Origin of the sequence: Actinomyces sp. Z5 (assembly GCF_003287795.1) — a bacterium.
GTDB classification, from domain to species: Bacteria; Actinomycetota; Actinomycetes; order Actinomycetales; family Actinomycetaceae; genus Actinomyces; species Actinomyces glycerinitolerans.
Genome location: NZ_QMIN01000056.1, coordinates 11,998 through 27,803 on the forward strand (window position 1 = coordinate 11,998; position 15,806 = coordinate 27,803).

Consider the following 15,806-nt stretch of genomic DNA (forward strand, 5'->3'; position numbering starts at 1 on the left):
ATCTAGGCGCGGCGCTCGGGTATGTTCTGCGCCTGCGGACAGCCCGCACCGAGGCCATGCGGCCTGGATCCTGATACGCGGAGGGGCCAATATCAAAGCCTGTCGACGAACTCCGCAGCAACCTCGAGAGGGACCGGATCCCATTTCCTCACGTACTGGATGGCAGACACACGGCCTCTTTTCCCCGAGTCGCGTGTGCGCCTGATGTAATCAAGATCGAGCGGGCACTCCGCAAGCATACGATCCACCGAGGCTCCGTACATGGACCGAAAGTGCAGCCTCTGCAAGTCTTTCTTTGTCAACGCAGAGTTGCGTGAAGCAAAAACAGCGACCGCCAGCAACAGGACGACCGGAACCACAAAAAAGATTACGGCCAACACTGCCTCAGACAAGCTTTTGCCCCTCTTTCCCGACACCGCGCAAGTGCTTCAAATCCGCCACGTGCAGCGTATCACCCAGGCTCGCTGACTCACTGAGCCGGGTTGGCTTCGCGACTGCGTCCCAATGACTCTCCCGTTTCCCCGGCGAGTCGCCGACTACTCCAAGGCCAGCCGCAGTCCTTCCGCGCTCTCCCTGCCGATCCGCCAGGTTATAGTGGTGGTCGCCTCCACCAGGGCGGCGTCGTGGGAGACGAGCAGCAGCGCCCCCGGGAATGCTGCCAGCATCCGTTCCAGCGCCCGGATGGAGCCGATGTCCAGGTGGTTGGTGGGCTCGTCCATGACGATCAGCTCCGGCCGGTCGAGGACGCCGAGTGCGAGCATGAGCTTGCGCATCTCGCCGGGGCTGATTGCGTCCCCCTCCAGGACCCGCTCCGGAGAGGAGTTGAGCCTGGCGACGATCGACAGCACCCGGCCACGCCGTTCGGCATCCAGCCCGGCCAGGCGCGCCAGCGTCGCTTCCCGCGCCGCCCGGTCGGGTTCTTGGGGCACATACAGCCGCGCCGTGTCCTCCGGCAGCCGCGCCAGCAGCGCTCGGACGAGCGTGGTCTTGCCGGTGCCGTTGTCGCCCACCAGTGCCACGTGGTCGCGACTGTTCAGGTGCAGCGCCGGCGTGCGCAGGGTTGTGGCCTCTCCCAGGAGCAGGGCGAGCGGCTGTGTGCGCAGCAGTACTGGACGACGGCTCGGGGCGGAGTCGACCCACAGGTCGGCGTCGTAGCGCTTGTCGATGTGCATGGCCTCCACCTGGGCGTTCGCGCGGGCGAGCCGGGCCTCCATGCGGGAGGCGAGCCGGCCCGTCTTGCCGTCCTGTCCGGTCACCACCGCTAAGCGTCGACGGAAGCGTGCGTCGTTGTCGTGCTTGGCGATGTTGCGGGCGGAGCGGCGGGAGGCGGTGCGGGAAGCCTCCTCGCGGCGTCGTTGGGTCTCTCGAGCCAGGCGCCGCTGCTCCCGCTTGGCCGCCTCACGGCGCTGGACGGCGCTCTCCCGCTCCAGCTCGGCCTGGGCGAAGCCCTGCGTGTAACCGCCCGGCCGCATGACGGCGGTACCGGCGTTCATGAACAGGCACTGAGCGCACAGGGCGTCCAGCAGGGCCCGGTCGTGGGAGATGAGGATGCCGACGCCGTTGAAATGCGCCAGGGCGGCACGGATGGCCGCGCGGGCCGCGGCGTCGGCATGGTTGGTCGGCTCGTCAACCACCAGCAGGTCCGGCTGCTCCCACAGCGCGCAGGCGACCTGGACCAGCTTGCGCTGTCCGCCCGAGAGCGTGTCGTAGCGCCAGGCCCACTCGTCGGCGACGCCGAGGTCGCGGCGCAGCCGCGTGGCGACCTCGTCATAGGCGCAGGCGAAGTCCATCAGCGTCGGCGGTGGCGCGGCGGCGTCCTGGGCACAGTAGTGGGACACCAGGCGCGGAGCCACCGTGCCGGCGTCGGGTTTCAGCTCACCGCAGGCGATGCGGGCGAGGGTGGTTTTGCCGCAGCCGTTGTCGCCGACAACGCCGGTCCAGCCGGTCGAGAAGGTGACCGTGATGCCGGCCAGCGCCGGGAAGGCGGCGCCGGGGTAGGTGTAGTGGATATCGGACAGGGTGAATTGCATGCGGGCCTCCTGGGGTGAGGGGGGCCGTGCGGCGGTGCGGGCTGTTCGCGATAAGGACTGTCCGATGAGGCCGTACTGGTGCGGAGGGGTGCACACCCGCTGGGGCGGGTTCCATCTGCGCCGGACGCGGTGCGAGCTCAGGCCGGTGGCCCATCGGTATGGAGGTCAGCGATGCTGCACCCCGGGCACGGCCTCATGGGTTGAGCCTGGTTCCGTGCGCCCGTGGGGCATCGCTACTTCCTCATGCGTCCGACGTTACTGGGCAGGCGCACGCTCGTCCAGCCCGGCTGTGGCTTGTCCCGGCTTCGACAGTCCTACCCACCGCATGCGCGCAGTCAGCATGCAGGTGCAGCTCCGCCCCGGCGAGCCCGGTAGGCAACGCCGGGGCGGAGGAGCTGCATTCGCGATCCGGTTACTTGCTCACGGTGGTGCCTGCGAGCGGCTTGTCGCCGGGGCGGGCGAGCGGGCCGACCAGCTCGTGGGGCTGGTAGGGCTCCTCCAGGTAGGCGATCTCCTCGTCGGTAAGCTTCAGGTCCAGGGCGCGCACGGCGTCGTCGACCCGGCTGGGCCGCGAGCAGCCGACGATCGGCGCGGCCACACCCCGTGCCCAGTGCCAGGCCAGAGCCACGTCCGCCATGGGAACGCCGTGCTTCTCGGCGGTCTCGGCCACGCGCTCGATGATGGGCATATCGATCTCGCGGTCGCGGTCGTACTTACTGCTCATGACCTTGTCGGTGGTGGAGCGCACGGAGTCGGAGTCCCAGGTGGGTCGGGTGAGGTGACCGGAGGCCAGCGGGCTGTACGGCGTCAGGGACATGCCGTACTGCTGGCACACGGGGATCAGCTCGCGCTCGTCCTCGCGGTAGAGCAGGTTGTAGTGGTTCTGCATGGAGGCGAAGCGAGTCCAGCCGCCCGCGTCCGCAGCCAGCTGCAGGTTGTGCAGCTGGTAGCCATACATGGCCGAGGCGCCCAGCGCCCGGACCTTGCCCGCCTTCACCAGGCCGTCCAGCGCCTCCATGGTCTCTTCGACCGGGGTGTCGTAGTCGAAGCGGTGGATGATGTACAGGTCCAGGTAGTCGGTGCCCAGGCGCTTGAGGCTGCCCTCGATCTCCCGGTTGATCGCCTCCCGGGACAGGTGCCCCTCGTTGAAGTAGACCTTCGAGGCGAGTACCACATCCTCCCGCTTGACGCCGAGGTTCTTCAGGGAGGCGCCGATGAACTCCTCGCTGGTGCCGCGGGCGTAGACGTTGGCGGTGTCGATGAAGTTCACGCCCAGCTCCAGGGCGCGGGCGATCACTTCCTGGGTGGCGCTCTGGTCGATGGACCACTGGTGGGAGTCGGGGAAGACCTCCCCGAAGCTCATGCCGCCGATGCACAGGCGGGGGATGGTGATGTCCGTGGTTCCGAGCTTGGTGTACTCCATGTCAGAGTCTCCTTGGGTACGTGAGTCGGTATGCGCGTTCGGGCGCGGGGCGGCGACGCCGTCGCCCCGGCCTTAGCGTGCCCCGGGCGGAGCCCGCACAGCCAGGTTCTGGCAGTGCCCCTCGTGGCGGCCCGACGAGCGCAGGCCCCGGCGACACGGCCGCAATCCTTCCGCGCACAACGACGAAAGTGTCCATCCGTCGCCATTTTCAACTTGGCATTCCCTCACCGCCCACTGGGAACAACGTGTTTGCGCCGATAAGAAGCGGTTTCCAACAGAAAGCACCGTTGTCGTCAAACGAAAGTGGCGACGGATGGACACTTAGGAGCGGCATGGGATATGGGCACGCATGCCACCGTGGGGTCGGCCGCGCCTATGGAAAGAGCACCGGCAGCTCGGACGAACCCCGGCCAACGGTCGCAGGACGCCACACCTTCAAACGCGAGCAGTCGCATCACGGCCCGACCGGGCTAGACCAGCACGCCGTGCGTCGGACGGCCACGAGTGGCGAAATTCGGGAGTCGCGTTCCCGAATTTGACCGGCGGCGCGTCGTCGGGATGCCCGTCACGCGATCACGCCAGCACCGCGGTATCAGTTGCGCAGACAAGCCAGGGGGATGACGAAAACGCCGTCATCTCGGCGGTAAGCGGTGGCTCCAGCGGTAATCACCGCAAGGAAGGACGGCTCGCCCATTCGATCCAAGTCCACACGGTCCCGCAAACGACGCAGGTGGGCAGCAGCATCGTCAAGCTGCGCGGAGCCGAGTTTTACCTCGACCGGCGCCCACCGTCCGTCGGCGAGGACGATGACGGCATCCGCCTCCAGACCGGTCTTGTCGCGGTAGTGGAAGAGCGTCCCGTCGTTGGCTTCGGCGTAGACCCTTAGGTCGCGCACGCACAGCGATTCGAACTGCGGTCCGAAGGTCTCGAAGTCACGTAACAGGTCAGCCGGAGTCCAGCGCATGACGGCAGTACCAATCGATGGGTCCACGAAGTGACGGGTCGGGCTGGTTCTTATCGCGGTCTTCGAACGCAGCGCGGGGTTCCATGCAGGCAGATCCTCGATCACGTAGGCGCGCGATAATGCGTCGAGATAGTCGCTTACCGTGTTAGGCGCCATGGAGGCTTCATCAACCGCGAGGTCGGCCGCGATCGTGGCCTGTGAGGCCTGAGTGGAGACATGACGCGCATAGGCGCGCATGAGCGCACGCATGCGAGTGGCGTTCCGGGTGACACCATCCATGCGCGCTACGTCGGAGTCGACCAACCCCTCAACGTAGTTCCTTGCCAGGCGCCCAGCCGGCACCGCTGCACCTGCGGTGACGGCGGCAGGCCAGCCGCCGCGGCAGAGCACCCGCGCCATGTCTTCCACGTCAAGCGTGGCGACGCCGGCTATCTCCGTTTCTCCGTCAAAAAGCGCCTTTAGAGACACCTGCCCAGCGGAGTCCTCCGACTCGAAGAGCGTCATGGTCCGCATGACCAGGGAGGCAATCCTCCCAACGCCGGAGTGCATCCCCTGTACAGTCGGCGTGGATGAGCCGGTGAGTATGAACTGCCCCGGCTCGCCGCGACGGTCGACGGCGAAGCGGATCGCATCCCACAGCTGCGGCGCCATCTGCCACTCGTCTATGAGTCGCGGCGTCTCCCCTTCCAGCAGCGCGGAGGGCTTTGCATCCGCCAGCGCGAGGTAGGACCGACTGCGGTCAGGATCCTGGAGGTAGATGACGCTGCCGGCCTGTTGCAAGGAGGTAGCGGTTTTGCCGCACCACTTCGGTCCCCTGACTTGCACCGCACCGCTGATCGCCAGGGCCTCGCCAAGCAGGTCGTCTGCGAGTCGTGGCAGGTAGCGCATAGCTCGTTCCTCCAGCTTCCGAAACCCGCAACTTTATGCCGCTAGCCTACCCGATTGCGCGACTTGGACCGGATCCGTTGCGTCAGTTGGACCGGATCCGTTGCGTCAGTTGGACCAGATCCGTTGCGTCAGTTGGACCGGATCCGTTGCGTCAGTCGGCGCCAACGCCCATGACTCCCACGGGATCACGAAGCAGCCCGAGAAGCCAGCCCTGTCGATGCGCGCCGCGTTCGTGACGGCGTCGAGGACGATGGCGACGGCGGCCCGCCACGCCCGAGGGGAAGCGCTTAGAGAGTCAGAAAGGCGGGGCTGGTCGCACGCACGTAACGGAGCCGCGTCGCCGGAGAGTACGCGAAGCATGGATAGGCTGTAACTGCGGACTGCCCGCACAGTCGGCTCCGCTGTATTCACGCACGCCGCCTTCAAGGGCAAGGGAGCAGGGCATGGGAACGATCAGAGCCGTTCTGGGCGCAAAGCCTGAGAACCCGAATGTGCCGATCCACAGATACGGTCTCGAGAACGCGGAGCGCGCGCGAGCTTGGTGCCGGAGTTTCCCGGAGTACCGCCAGACCCCGCTCGCCAACCTGGACGACTTGGCCTCCCACCTCGGCGTCGCCTCCCTTAAGGTCAAGGACGAGAGCGAGCGCTTCGGACTCAATGCCTTCAAGGTTCTGGGCGGCAGCTATGCCATGGGGCGTGTCCTTGCACAACGCCTGGGTCGGGAGCTGTCCGACCTTCCTTACCCCGTCCTCACGAGCGATGAGACCCGCGAGGCGCTCGGAACGCTCACCTTCGTCACAGCGACGGACGGAAACCACGGGCGAGGTGTCGCCTGGACGGCAAACCGCCTTGGCCTCCAAAGCGTGGTGTACATGCCTCGAGGGAGTGCGAGAGAACGGCTGAAGAACATCCAGGCCCTGGGAGCCAACGCCCGCATCACCGATCTGAGCTACGACGACGCTGTGCGGTTCGCCGCCGCGCAAGCCGAGGAGCACGGCTGGGTGCTGGTACAGGACACGTCGTGGCCCGGCTACGAGGAGATCCCGAGTTGGATCATGGAGGGGTACACCACCATGGGCGCGGAGCTCCTGGAGCAACTGAACGGTGCCATACCGACCCATGTGTTCCTGCAAGCCGGCGTGGGCTCCATGGCCGGTGCCATGGCGGCCTTCCTTGCGAACCACTACGGGGAGAGCCGCCCGATGGTCCTGATCGTGGAGCCGGAGGGGGCGGACTGCATCTACCGTACGGCGGCCGCCGACGACGGAACGCTCCACGCGGTGAAGGATCCGCACACGATCATGGCAGGGCTGTCCTGCGGCGAGCCCTGCGGCATCGCCTGGAAGATCCTGCATCAATACGCCGACGCCTTCCTGACCATCCCCGACGAAGTCGCGGCCACGGGCATGCGCATTCTCGGTAATCCTCTGGGCAGCGACAGGAGAATCATCTCCGGTGAGAGCGGTGCCGCCACGCTGGGCACCGTGGCAGAGCTATTGCGCAGGGATTGCTATGCCCCGCTGCGGCGTTCTCTGCGCCTCGGCGCGGATGCAAGGATCGTGTGCATCTCGACCGAGGGCGACACAGACAGGGATAACTACCGCCACGTGGTGTGGGACGGCCGATACGCGAGCAACTGAGCATCAGGGCTGAGCGGCCGGGCCGTGGCCGCCGTGGGCGAACAAGTGGTATTCGCACGGCACGTCGGCGGCCTGCAGCGCCGCCACGAGCGCAGTGGTGTCCCGCGGATCGACCACCGGGTCATCCGCGCAGTGCCAGATGAACATGGGGGCGTCGTGCGCGCCCACATAGTTGACCAGGTCCGGATCGGAATTAACCAGCAACCCTTGCGGTGTGGGCAGGACCGACACAGCTGAGGCCTGCATCGCAATTCGGATTATAGACGCCCCCTCGCTCTCGGCACCTTCTCCCCAATCACACAGGACGCATTGCGACCCCGACTCGATGCTTTCAAGACTCTCCACTGCATCTTCTTATCGTCGCCCGCATTTACAACCACATGCATGAACGGCTTAGAGCGCAATAGCATTTACCTCAACGGATATTGAGTGTTTCCGCACCCCTGAGTTCATGCATAATCTTCCGGCGGCCGCCGCCCTCAACTCTCATCATCCGTTTACCGACAATCAGGAGCTGACATGACCTCTCCTACTCAACCTCCCGCTCCCGTCAATCACTCTGCGAAGAAGCGTCAGAGCGTTATTGGGATCATCGCTCTGGTGTGCGGGATCGTCGGCATCATCTTCGCCTGCATCCCAGGAGCGCTCGTCATCGGCTGGATTCTGCTGCCGATCGCATTCATCCTCGGCCTGGTTGCCCTGTTCCGTAGGGGCGAACGACTCTGGCCGTCCGTCACCGCGATCATTGTGGCGGTGGTCGGCGGCGTCGTGAGCCCGATGGTATTCCTCGGCGCAGCTACCGAGGCCGTCGACGACGCCCTGGGCGGCTCTGAGAGCACGTTCTCTGCGGCACCCGACGTGCAGGCAGCGCCCGAGGAGGACGACGCCGCGGCGGATGCGCAGACGGGAACGCGAGAGCAGCCACTGCCGCTGGGATCGAAGGTCTCCGGCGCCGAGTGGAAGGTAGTCGTGAACTCGGTGACATTCGACGCCACCGACGCAGTACTCGCCGAGAACGAGTTCAACGAGGCACCCGCCGACGGGTATGAGTACATACTCATCAACTACTCGATCACCTACCTGGGCAATGACCCCAATGGGGAGTATCCCGACTCGGCCAGCGTCGCATACGTCACTCCCGATGGAGTAACCATCGACGGTTTCGACACAATGGCGGTGACACCCGACGACATTGATACGGGAACCGCGCTCTACAACGGGGGCAGTGTGTCGGGCAATGTAGCGCTGTCGGTTCCTTCGGCCACTGCTCAGGACGGTGTCCTAGCGGTGCAACCCGGCATGATTGCAGACAAAGTCTTCGTCGCCGTCGAGTAATTCGCTTACGCCCCTCCATCCGGGCCGGCGCCCTGACACATCACTGCGGTCATGGGCGCCGGCCCGACGCCGTTTGTTTATGAAGCCGGCACGGCGAAGGCTCCGTCAGGCTGCTTTCTCGGCTTGTCCCGGTAGCGGTGAAGACGCACCCGCTCCGCCACTCGGCGAGAAGGCCTGGGGCGCTGCGCCTGAGGCGAGCTGCCTCCTGTGGCCCACTACTCTTTCCAGCGCCGCAGGTGGGGCAGTACCGCACTCATGTAGGAGATGGCCTCGTCCTCGGTGATGTGCACGCCTTCGGACATGTACGGGGCGCTGTACTCGATCAGTTCTTCCAGGGTCTCCGGGCCGACGAAGGCGCCGTCCTGGTAGCACCAGGCACAGTAGTCCTCAGACTTCGTCCCGTCGATCTCGCTGCCGTGCTGCTCCTCCTTCGGAATGGGCATGCCGCAGCTCTGGCAGTGCGGCCCGGGCGGCGCCTCAAGAAGGCGGGTGACCGGCACCTCCAGCGCGGTGGCCAGCAGCTTGCACATGTCGATGCCAGGCGTGGTGGCGCCGGTCTCCCAGCGTGAGACCGCCTGCCGGGTCACCATGACCCGCTGCGCCAGTTCGTCCTGCGTCATCCCCCGCAACGCCCGAACCTCAGCGATGACTTCTCCGATTGCCATGTCGGCCTCCTCTTCCGCGACCCCCGGTGATGCCGCCACACAAGAACAGCACAGTTGGCACACGCCGTCGAGCAACGGGTTGTTGCATCCCCCCGCTTCCCCAATCGCTGCTCACGGACGCAGGGCGCTCAGGGGAAAGGTGAGGACGCCGTCGGCCAGCTTCATGGTGGGCCCGTCGGCGGTCACGACGGCGGTGAAGACCGGCGCGGGCGTACGTCGCGTGTCGATGTCCGCCACGAACGCGGCTAGGGAATCCTGGGCCTTCGCTATCTGCCGTTGCCCCAATTTGACTTCAAAAGCAGCCCAACGTCCGTCGTCGAACTCGACGACGGCGTCGGCCTCCTTTCCCGACTTGTCCCGATAGTGGTAGACATGCCCGCCCCGCAACTCGGCGAAGGTGCGCAGATGCTGCACAACTTGCGACTCGAACCACAACCCGGCGGTCTCCAAGTCCTGCATCAGGCGCTCCGCCGAGGTCCCGGTGACGGCTGCGGCCAGGGCAGGATCCACGAAATGGAGCTTGGACGAGGTACGTACGGCGTAGCGTGAGCGCAAGTGCGGGGCCCACGCAGGCTGCTCGTCGACAATGAAGAGCCGCCTAAGGGCATTGATGTAGCTCGCTGCCGTCTCCGCGCTGAGCGCCTGAGTCGTCACGTCCTTCGCGATGGTGGTGAATGAAGCCTCGGTGGCGATATGGCGCGCAAGCGAGCGCAGAAGCGCTCGCAACCTGATCGGATCGCGACGCGGCTCCCCATCGAGCCGCCCCATGTCGATGCTGACGACGTCCTCCACATAGTCGCGCAGATACCGCTGTGCCTGCGCGGTGGTGGCATCGACGTCACCCGGCCAGCCGCCGTGAACCAGCGCATCCAGCGCCTCCCGGACGCTCGTGCCGGAGTCAAGCGCGGGTGGCGGCTCCTCGCCGTCGAACAGTGCCGTCAACGAAACGCTCCCTGCACCCAGGCCGCGCTCGAACAGAGTCATCGGACGCAGACGCACCCTGGAGATCCGGTGGGCACCAGAGTGCCGCGTAGCATCCTCAGCGGGAACCGAGGAACCGGTGAGTATGAACTGTCCGGGGTGTTGCCTGGCGTCAACCTCCCGCCGTACCGCGTTCCACAGGTCTGGCGCAAGCTGCCATTCGTCGATCAGCCTGGGAGTTTTCCCTTCCAGCAGCAGCGCGGGATCAAGGTCAAGCGCAGCGCGTATCTGCGGCAGGCCCGAGTCCAGAGCGACCTCGGATGCGGCATGCTGCCGTCCGGTCATGGTCTTGCCGCAGGCACGCACGCCTTCGATGAGAAGACCACCTGAGTAGCCCAGGATCTCGCTGATAAGCGGGTCAACGACACGATGCCGGTAACTCACGTCGGCCATCGACTTCCTCCTGCGATCCAGCGCGAAACCCACCCCAATCCTGGAGTTGGCTTCATTCTAACCGGGCAGTTGGCGTCGCTTCAACCAGGCATATGGCGTCATTCCAGTCGGCGTTTTGGCGTCACGACGAGCAGGTAGGGCCGGCCGAGCCGCATCGCCAGAGCGGATGCTCTCCTCCTCGGCCGCATGTCCCTGCTCGCCCCGGATCCGGGCCGCAGCAGTTAACGGCACCAAGTTGCCTTCCGAGTTGCTTATCCACCCATTCGTACCGAAAGAGACCATCGACGCCGCGCCCGCGCGCTCCTAGGTTGAGTACGAACCAACCGACGAGCAGAGAGGACTCCCGCATGGCCCCCGCATCGAGCCTGAAGCACCAGACCTACCTCACCCTCAACGACGGCAACCGCATCCCCCAGTTCGGCATGGGCGTGTACCTCGTGCCCGACGGCGAACCCACCGAGACCGCCGTCGCCGAGGCCCTGCGACTGGGCTACCGCCACATCGACACCGCGCACGCCTACCAGAACGAGCGCTCCGTGGGCCGCGCGGTCAAGGCCAGCGGCATCGACCGCTCAGACATCTGGATCACCACCAAGCTGTGGCCCAGCGAGTACGGCGAGGGCGCCACCGCGGCCGCCATAGACAAGATGCTGGAGCGCCTGGACACCGACTACATCGACCTGCTGCTGCTCCACCAGCAGTTCGGCGACTACAAGGGCGCCTGGAAGGACATGGAGCGCGCCGTCGCGGCCGGCAAGGTGCGGTCCATCGGCATCTCCAACTTCGAATCCGCCAACCTGGAGGACCTCATGGCCGCAGCCACCATCAAGCCGTCGGTCAACCAGGTGGAGTGCCACCCCTACTACCCGCAGGACGAGCTGCGCGAGCGCATGGCCCCCTATGGCACGCTCGTCGAGAGCTGGTACCCGCTCGGCCACGGCGACGCCGGCCTGCTCGACGAGCCGCTCTTCGCCGAGCTCGGCACCAAGTATGGCAAGACGCCCGCCCAGGTGATCCTGCGCTGGCACATCCAGAAGGGGAACATCATCTTCCCCAAGTCCACCAACCCCGAGCACATTGCCGCCAACATGGACATCTTCGACTTCGCCCTGACCGAGCCGGAGATGGAGCGCGTGGCCGCACTCGCCAACGGCAGGCGCTTCTACAACGTCTCCCTGGCCGACCAGGAGAAGAACCTCGGCGCCTGGGCCCCCGCCGACTGAGTCCTGCGCTTACCGCGGTCGCCCCGGCTGCGACGGTGTGGCTCCAGGCCGGCAAACTCCGGTCAACACCTACGCCGACGCGTTCCGCATTCCGCTCCCCTCCCACCAACTTCTTGAAAGGAACCCCACAATGATCTTCGACCGCAATGAGAACCGCCCCGTCATCGCGCTGCTCGGTGCCGGTGCCATGGGCACCGCCATCGTTCGCCGCATCGCCAACGGCAAGCAGATTCTGCTCGGCGACATCTCCACCGAGAACCTTCAGACCGTCGCCCATGACCTGGCCGCCTCCGGATACGAGGTGGCCACCCAGCAGGTGGACGCTCTGGACCGGGCCAGCGTCGAGGCCTTCGCCGCCAAGGCCGCCTCCCTGGGCGAAGTCCGGTACTTCATCGACACGGCCGGCGCCTCCCCCAACCAGTCCTCGCCCGAGCACATCGTGGCCCTCGACCTGGTTGCCACCGCCATGGCGATCGACGTCTTCGCCAACGTCATTGCGCGCGGCGGCGCCGGCCTGGTCATCTCCAGCCAGACCGGTTACATGATGCGGCTGAGTGACGAGGTCGAGCGTCAGCTGGCACTGACTCCCACCGAGGAACTTGCCGAACTCGACTTCCTCAAGCACGACGCCGTGGCCAGCTCCGGCGTCGCCTACATGGTCTCCAAGCGTGCCAACCATCTGCGGGTGCGCACGGCGGCCGCCACCTCCTGGGGCGATCGGGGCGCCCGCATCAACACGATCAGCCCCGGCATCATCGTCACCCCGCTGGCCTACGACGAGTTCCGGGCCGCCGGAGAGAACTACCAGGCGATGATCGACGCCTCCCCGGCCCGCCGTGTGGGCACCTCCGATGAGATCGCCGCGGCCGGCTCCTTCCTGCTCGGTGAGCAGGCGGCCTTCATCACCGGCACGGACCTACTGATCGACGGCGGCGTGATCGCCGCCATCAACGCCGGCCGCTTCACGCTGGGCGGCTGACACCGAGCGCCCGAACCGGTACGCATTCCCGACGACGGCGGTCGATGGCGCCCCCATAAGCGGCCGGCCGCCGTCGTCGCTTGGGAGTGCTCGTGCCACCCCACCCGGCCGCCGGTCAGCGGATCAGGACGGCTGCCTGCATTTGGTTCCTCCCTGGTGGAATGTCCGAATCCGGCACAAACGTCTGCGAAGCAACCAGCCGAGCCGCATGATTCCAACGGTGTGGATCCCCTGGACGACCTTTTCAGGAGCGATCGTGCCGATTTTGGACAATCTACCCGGTCGGCTTCCCGTGGGCGCGCCCGCACGAGGCTCCGGATTCGCAGCGCGCCCCGCTCACCGCGATCTCGGATTGGAATGTTCTTCGCTTTCACATGAGTCCCAACAGGTGGAACCAGACCGCCTCCACGAGTACGACGACGAACACGACCGCCGTGAGCGGCGTTCCCATCCGCACGGCCTCCTTTGAGCTGTAGCCGGCGTTGTCCTCACCCTCACCCACCAGGATGGCCAGGTTGTGGAACGGCAGGATGTAGTGGATGTTGATGGCGGAGAAGACCATCATGGCCACCGCGATGTCGCTCACGCCCGAGCCGGTGGTGAACGCGATGAACGCCGGCACGCAGATGCCGAGCACGGCCATGACCGAACCCATGAACATGTGGATGATCACCGTGATGCCGGCGATCAGCAGAGCCAGCACCAGCGCGTTACCGGGTACGGAGTCGGGTAGTACCACGCTCGCGATCCAGGCGTTCATGCCGGTGGCCTCACCCACCGTGCCAATGCCCATGGCGGCGGTGAGAAACACCAGGGTGTTGACGGGCACCGAGTTCCAGGTCGCCGGGGTGATCACCTCGCCGATCACGGGCAACGCCAGGACGGCGCCAACCAGCAGGGTGACGAAGCCGATGTTTAGCCCGGTCACGGATTCGGTCAGCCACAGGGCGATGGCGATGACCAGCCAGATGACTGTGCGCTTCTCCTTGGTGCTGACCGTCCCGAGGGCGGCCCGCTTGACGCGCACCTCGTCGAAGTCAATACGCATCTGCGTCTCGGGCCGGAACAGCACCAGGCCCAGGCCCAGCGTGCACAGGGTCGCGACCAGCATGGGTACCGACATGTAGACAAACCACTGGATGAAGGAGCAGCCGTCTGCGGCGTAGGAGGCCACCAGTGGATTGAGGGTCGCGTCCCCGGTGAGGAAGAACATGGAGCCGGGCGCGGCCGCCGCGAACACGAGGAAACCCACCTTGATCTTGTCCGCTCGGGACATCTTGGCGGCGTCGCAGATGACGAGCATGACCGCCAGGATCATGAAGGCGCGCGGGAAGGGGTGCGGGATGAGCAGCGACAGGATGAAGGTGAGCGCGAAGATGCTGACCACGAGTGAGGTCCAGCCGCGCACGAACTTCAGCGCGAACCAGTAGGCGATGCGCTCGCCCAGGCCGGAGTCCTTCACGGCGGCGGCAATCAGGTAGGCACCGATCACCATCCACATCTGCATCTTGGTCCATGACGCGAACACCGTGCCCGTATCGGCCGTGCCGGTGAGGATGAGCAGGGCCAGGTAGACGGCCGACACGTAGGCGGGCTGGGCCACGCCCGTCGCCCACCACACCACGGTCATGAGGGTGAGGGCCAGGCAGTGCTGGCCGGCGGCGGAGATGGGCGCGAGGCCGTCCAGCGGGACGACCCACACCAGGGCGCAGGCGAGGATGCCCGCGAGCAGGCCGACGACGCGCTTGTCGAGCTTCATGCGGGCTCCCTTCAGTAGGCGAATTCAGCGTGGCTCAAACGGCCCCGGCTGCCTGCATTCACGGGGCAGTGCCGCGTTGCGCCCCGACTGTAAGGGATAAGCCTGCCGCGGCTGGCGCGTCTTGGAGCTCACGCACCATGAGCCATTCGGTGTCGTCAAAGCCGTCGCCCACGATCCGGAAGCCCAGCCGCTCATACAGGTGCACGGCCCGGTTGGCCTTGACAACGCCGAGTGAGGCACGCGCGTAGCCGGCCTCCCGCAGCTGTTCGAGCATGCACCGTAGCATTCGGGTGCCGATTCCCCGGCCCCGGTACTCCCGGTAAAGGGAGATCGCGAATGCCGGCGTCGAGTCGTCCAAACGGCCGTAGCAGTCGGTGGTGCGCACCCAGCAGGCACCGACCACGCGACCGTCAACTTCCGCAACCAGCGCCCGGTCATCCGGCAGCGTTCCGAAGCCCTCGAAGTGGGCGCGGCACATGGGGTCGTCGTAAATGACGCTGCGCGGCACCTGCCCGGTGAAGTCCTCGGGCACGTATACGGCCTCCAGCAGGAAGTCCTCCAGCAGAGGCGCCTCCTCGGGGCGCAGCGGCCGAATCAGTACAGCATCGTCGCCGATTGTCATGACGCGTGATTTTAGGGCAAAATACCGCCCTTGCAACGCTGCTCACTCATTCTGCGTAGGGAATGCGGAAGTAGTCGAGGTGCTGTTTGAAGCGGTCCTGGGCTGCACGGCAGGTCTCCAACAGGAACCCGGGCTGCGAGTCCCATTCACGCAGGCCCCGGTAGTAGAAGGCCTTCATTTCATCGGTGATGACGAAGGGCACGACGTCGCTTGCCAAGCACTCACCCAGCATGATCAGCCTGCCGACCCGGCCATTGCCGTCCTGGAAGGGGTGAATGCGCTCGAGGCGCACATGCATGTCAATAATCTCCTCCAGGGTATGGCGCTCAGCCGGACCGTAGCGAGCCAGGAGCGCACCTATCGCCTCGGGCACCTCTTCGGGCGGCGTTGTCGGCATCCCGGAGACCTCGTTGGGCACGCGCTTGTAGTCACCGACGGCGAACCACTCCTTGGCGGCGTCGCCGGTCGCCGCCTTGAGAATGCGATGCAGACGCTTGAGCGCGTCCTCGGTGAGCGGCTCACCCACGTGGTCGATCACGGCGTCGATGGCGCGGAAGTGGTTAGAGGTCTCGACGACGTCGTCGACGCGCACCGGCCCCTCGGAGGCATCAAGCGTGCGGGTCTCGAAGATGAGGCGGGTCTGGTCCTCGGAGAGCCGACTGCCCTCGATCCGGTTCGAGGAGTAGGTGAGGTCGATCTGGAGGCGGTGGTAGATGCCGCCCTTGATCCTCTCCGCCTTCTCCGCTCGCAGCCGGGCGAGTAGCGGCGAGCCGGGCACGTTGGCGTCCTCTGAGACATCATTTGGCAAGGGCCCGGCCCCCGCGCGTGACGGACGTGTCACCGGCACATCGTCATCAATCGTCATCGGGCGCGATTGTAGGTTCCGGCACCGGGTTCTGACCGG

Annotated in this window: 14 protein-coding genes; 4 read left to right on the forward strand and 10 right to left on the reverse strand. The window is 65.9% G+C overall.

What is annotated here, in order from left to right:
- Nucleotides 1-92: 92 nt before the first annotated feature.
- The 4 genes from DRB06_RS07865 to DRB06_RS07880 all read right to left on the reverse strand — a co-directional run bounded on the left by DRB06_RS07865 (nt 93) and on the right by DRB06_RS07880 (nt 5,305).
- Nucleotides 93-392, reverse strand: coding sequence for a hypothetical protein (locus DRB06_RS07865; RefSeq protein ID WP_146750837.1), 300 nt, complete (start codon nt 390-392; stop codon nt 93-95).
- 144 nt (nt 393-536) lie between these two features.
- The gene (locus tag DRB06_RS07870; protein WP_111819610.1) at nt 537-2,030 is read right to left on the reverse strand and encodes an ATP-binding cassette domain-containing protein; all 1,494 of its coding nucleotides are present in this window, start codon (nt 2,028-2,030) and stop codon (nt 537-539) included.
- Nucleotides 2,031-2,442: 412 nt separating this feature from the next.
- Nucleotides 2,443-3,453 (reverse strand): aldo/keto reductase, encoded by a 1,011-nt coding sequence (locus DRB06_RS07875; protein WP_111819611.1) that lies wholly within the window; start codon nt 3,451-3,453, stop codon nt 2,443-2,445.
- Nucleotides 3,454-4,045: 592 nt separating this feature from the next.
- The gene (locus DRB06_RS07880) at nt 4,046-5,305 is read right to left on the reverse strand and encodes an ATP-binding protein (protein ID WP_111819612.1); all 1,260 of its coding nucleotides are present in this window, start codon (nt 5,303-5,305) and stop codon (nt 4,046-4,048) included.
- Nucleotides 5,306-5,748: 443 nt separating this feature from the next.
- On the opposite strand from DRB06_RS07880, the gene dpaL reads away from it, so the two are divergent.
- Nucleotides 5,749-6,945: a diaminopropionate ammonia-lyase gene (gene dpaL / locus DRB06_RS07890; RefSeq protein WP_108968249.1), complete on the forward strand. Its 1,197-nt coding sequence runs from the start codon at nt 5,749-5,751 to the stop codon at nt 6,943-6,945.
- A 3-nt stretch (nt 6,946-6,948) separates the two neighbouring features.
- On the opposite strand, the gene DRB06_RS07895 is transcribed toward dpaL, so the two are convergent.
- Nucleotides 6,949-7,191, reverse strand: a complete 243-nt coding sequence (locus DRB06_RS07895) for a S9 family peptidase (protein WP_111819613.1) — start codon at nt 7,189-7,191, stop codon at nt 6,949-6,951.
- A gap of 273 nt (nt 7,192-7,464) precedes the next feature.
- Between DRB06_RS07895 and DRB06_RS07900 the strand changes: the two genes are divergently transcribed.
- On the forward strand, nt 7,465-8,280 hold the full coding sequence (locus DRB06_RS07900) for a DUF4352 domain-containing protein (RefSeq protein WP_234415897.1): 816 nt from the start codon (nt 7,465-7,467) through the stop codon (nt 8,278-8,280).
- 215 nt (nt 8,281-8,495) lie between these two features.
- Here the strand turns inward: DRB06_RS07900 and DRB06_RS07905 are convergent, their stop codons facing one another.
- Nucleotides 8,496-8,945: a zinc ribbon domain-containing protein gene (locus tag DRB06_RS07905; protein ID WP_108968251.1), complete on the reverse strand. Its 450-nt coding sequence runs from the start codon at nt 8,943-8,945 to the stop codon at nt 8,496-8,498.
- Nucleotides 8,946-9,056: 111 nt separating this feature from the next.
- Complete coding sequence (locus tag DRB06_RS07910) at nt 9,057-10,319, reverse strand: ATP-binding protein (RefSeq protein ID WP_111819614.1); 1,263 nt, start codon at nt 10,317-10,319, stop codon at nt 9,057-9,059.
- A gap of 347 nt (nt 10,320-10,666) precedes the next feature.
- Between DRB06_RS07910 and DRB06_RS07915 the strand changes: the two genes are divergently transcribed.
- Both DRB06_RS07915 and DRB06_RS07920 read left to right on the forward strand, forming a co-directional pair.
- Nucleotides 10,667-11,542: an aldo/keto reductase gene (locus tag DRB06_RS07915; protein ID WP_108968255.1), complete on the forward strand. Its 876-nt coding sequence runs from the start codon at nt 10,667-10,669 to the stop codon at nt 11,540-11,542.
- A 130-nt stretch (nt 11,543-11,672) separates the two neighbouring features.
- Nucleotides 11,673-12,521 carry an SDR family oxidoreductase gene (locus tag DRB06_RS07920; protein ID WP_108968258.1) on the forward strand — a complete coding sequence of 283 codons (849 nt, stop codon included), beginning with the start codon at nt 11,673-11,675 and terminating at the stop codon, nt 12,519-12,521.
- A gap of 370 nt (nt 12,522-12,891) precedes the next feature.
- Here DRB06_RS07920 and DRB06_RS07925 read toward each other — a convergent pair whose 3' ends face one another.
- From DRB06_RS07925 to DRB06_RS07935, 3 genes are read right to left on the reverse strand one after another with little or no spacing between them, the layout of a single operon-like run.
- Complete coding sequence (locus DRB06_RS07925) at nt 12,892-14,280, reverse strand: SLC13 family permease (RefSeq protein ID WP_111819615.1); 1,389 nt, start codon at nt 14,278-14,280, stop codon at nt 12,892-12,894.
- A gap of 58 nt (nt 14,281-14,338) precedes the next feature.
- Entirely contained in the window at nt 14,339-14,902 is a 564-nt protein-coding gene (locus DRB06_RS07930) for a GNAT family N-acetyltransferase (protein WP_111819616.1), read from the reverse strand.
- A 46-nt stretch (nt 14,903-14,948) separates the two neighbouring features.
- Nucleotides 14,949-15,767, reverse strand: coding sequence for a Fic family protein (locus DRB06_RS07935; protein ID WP_220092996.1), 819 nt, complete (start codon nt 15,765-15,767; stop codon nt 14,949-14,951).
- Between the last annotated feature and the right edge of the window lie 39 nt (nt 15,768-15,806).

What these genes read in the sequence shown, in the direction of transcription:
- DRB06_RS07870 (WP_111819610.1), bottom strand. Translation starts at nt 2,030, where the DNA reads ATGCAATTCACCCTGTCCGATATCCACTACACCTACCCCGGCGCCGCC.
- DRB06_RS07875 (WP_111819611.1), bottom strand. Translation starts at nt 3,453, where the DNA reads ATGGAGTACACCAAGCTCGGAACCACGGACATCACCATCCCCCGCCTG.
- DRB06_RS07880 (WP_111819612.1), bottom strand. Translation starts at nt 5,305, where the DNA reads ATGCGCTACCTGCCACGACTCGCAGACGACCTGCTTGGCGAGGCCCTG.
- dpaL (WP_108968249.1), top strand. Translation starts at nt 5,749, where the DNA reads ATGGGAACGATCAGAGCCGTTCTGGGCGCAAAGCCTGAGAACCCGAAT.
- DRB06_RS07895 (WP_111819613.1), bottom strand. Translation starts at nt 7,191, where the DNA reads ATGCAGGCCTCAGCTGTGTCGGTCCTGCCCACACCGCAAGGGTTGCTG.
- DRB06_RS07900 (WP_234415897.1), top strand. Translation starts at nt 7,465, where the DNA reads ATGACCTCTCCTACTCAACCTCCCGCTCCCGTCAATCACTCTGCGAAG.
- DRB06_RS07905 (WP_108968251.1), bottom strand. Translation starts at nt 8,945, where the DNA reads ATGGCAATCGGAGAAGTCATCGCTGAGGTTCGGGCGTTGCGGGGGATG.
- DRB06_RS07910 (WP_111819614.1), bottom strand. Translation starts at nt 10,319, where the DNA reads ATGGCCGACGTGAGTTACCGGCATCGTGTCGTTGACCCGCTTATCAGC.
- DRB06_RS07915 (WP_108968255.1), top strand. Translation starts at nt 10,667, where the DNA reads ATGGCCCCCGCATCGAGCCTGAAGCACCAGACCTACCTCACCCTCAAC.
- DRB06_RS07920 (WP_108968258.1), top strand. Translation starts at nt 11,673, where the DNA reads ATGATCTTCGACCGCAATGAGAACCGCCCCGTCATCGCGCTGCTCGGT.
- DRB06_RS07925 (WP_111819615.1), bottom strand. Translation starts at nt 14,280, where the DNA reads ATGAAGCTCGACAAGCGCGTCGTCGGCCTGCTCGCGGGCATCCTCGCC.
- DRB06_RS07930 (WP_111819616.1), bottom strand. Translation starts at nt 14,902, where the DNA reads ATGACAATCGGCGACGATGCTGTACTGATTCGGCCGCTGCGCCCCGAG.
- DRB06_RS07935 (WP_220092996.1), bottom strand. Translation starts at nt 15,767, where the DNA reads ATGACGATTGATGACGATGTGCCGGTGACACGTCCGTCACGCGCGGGG.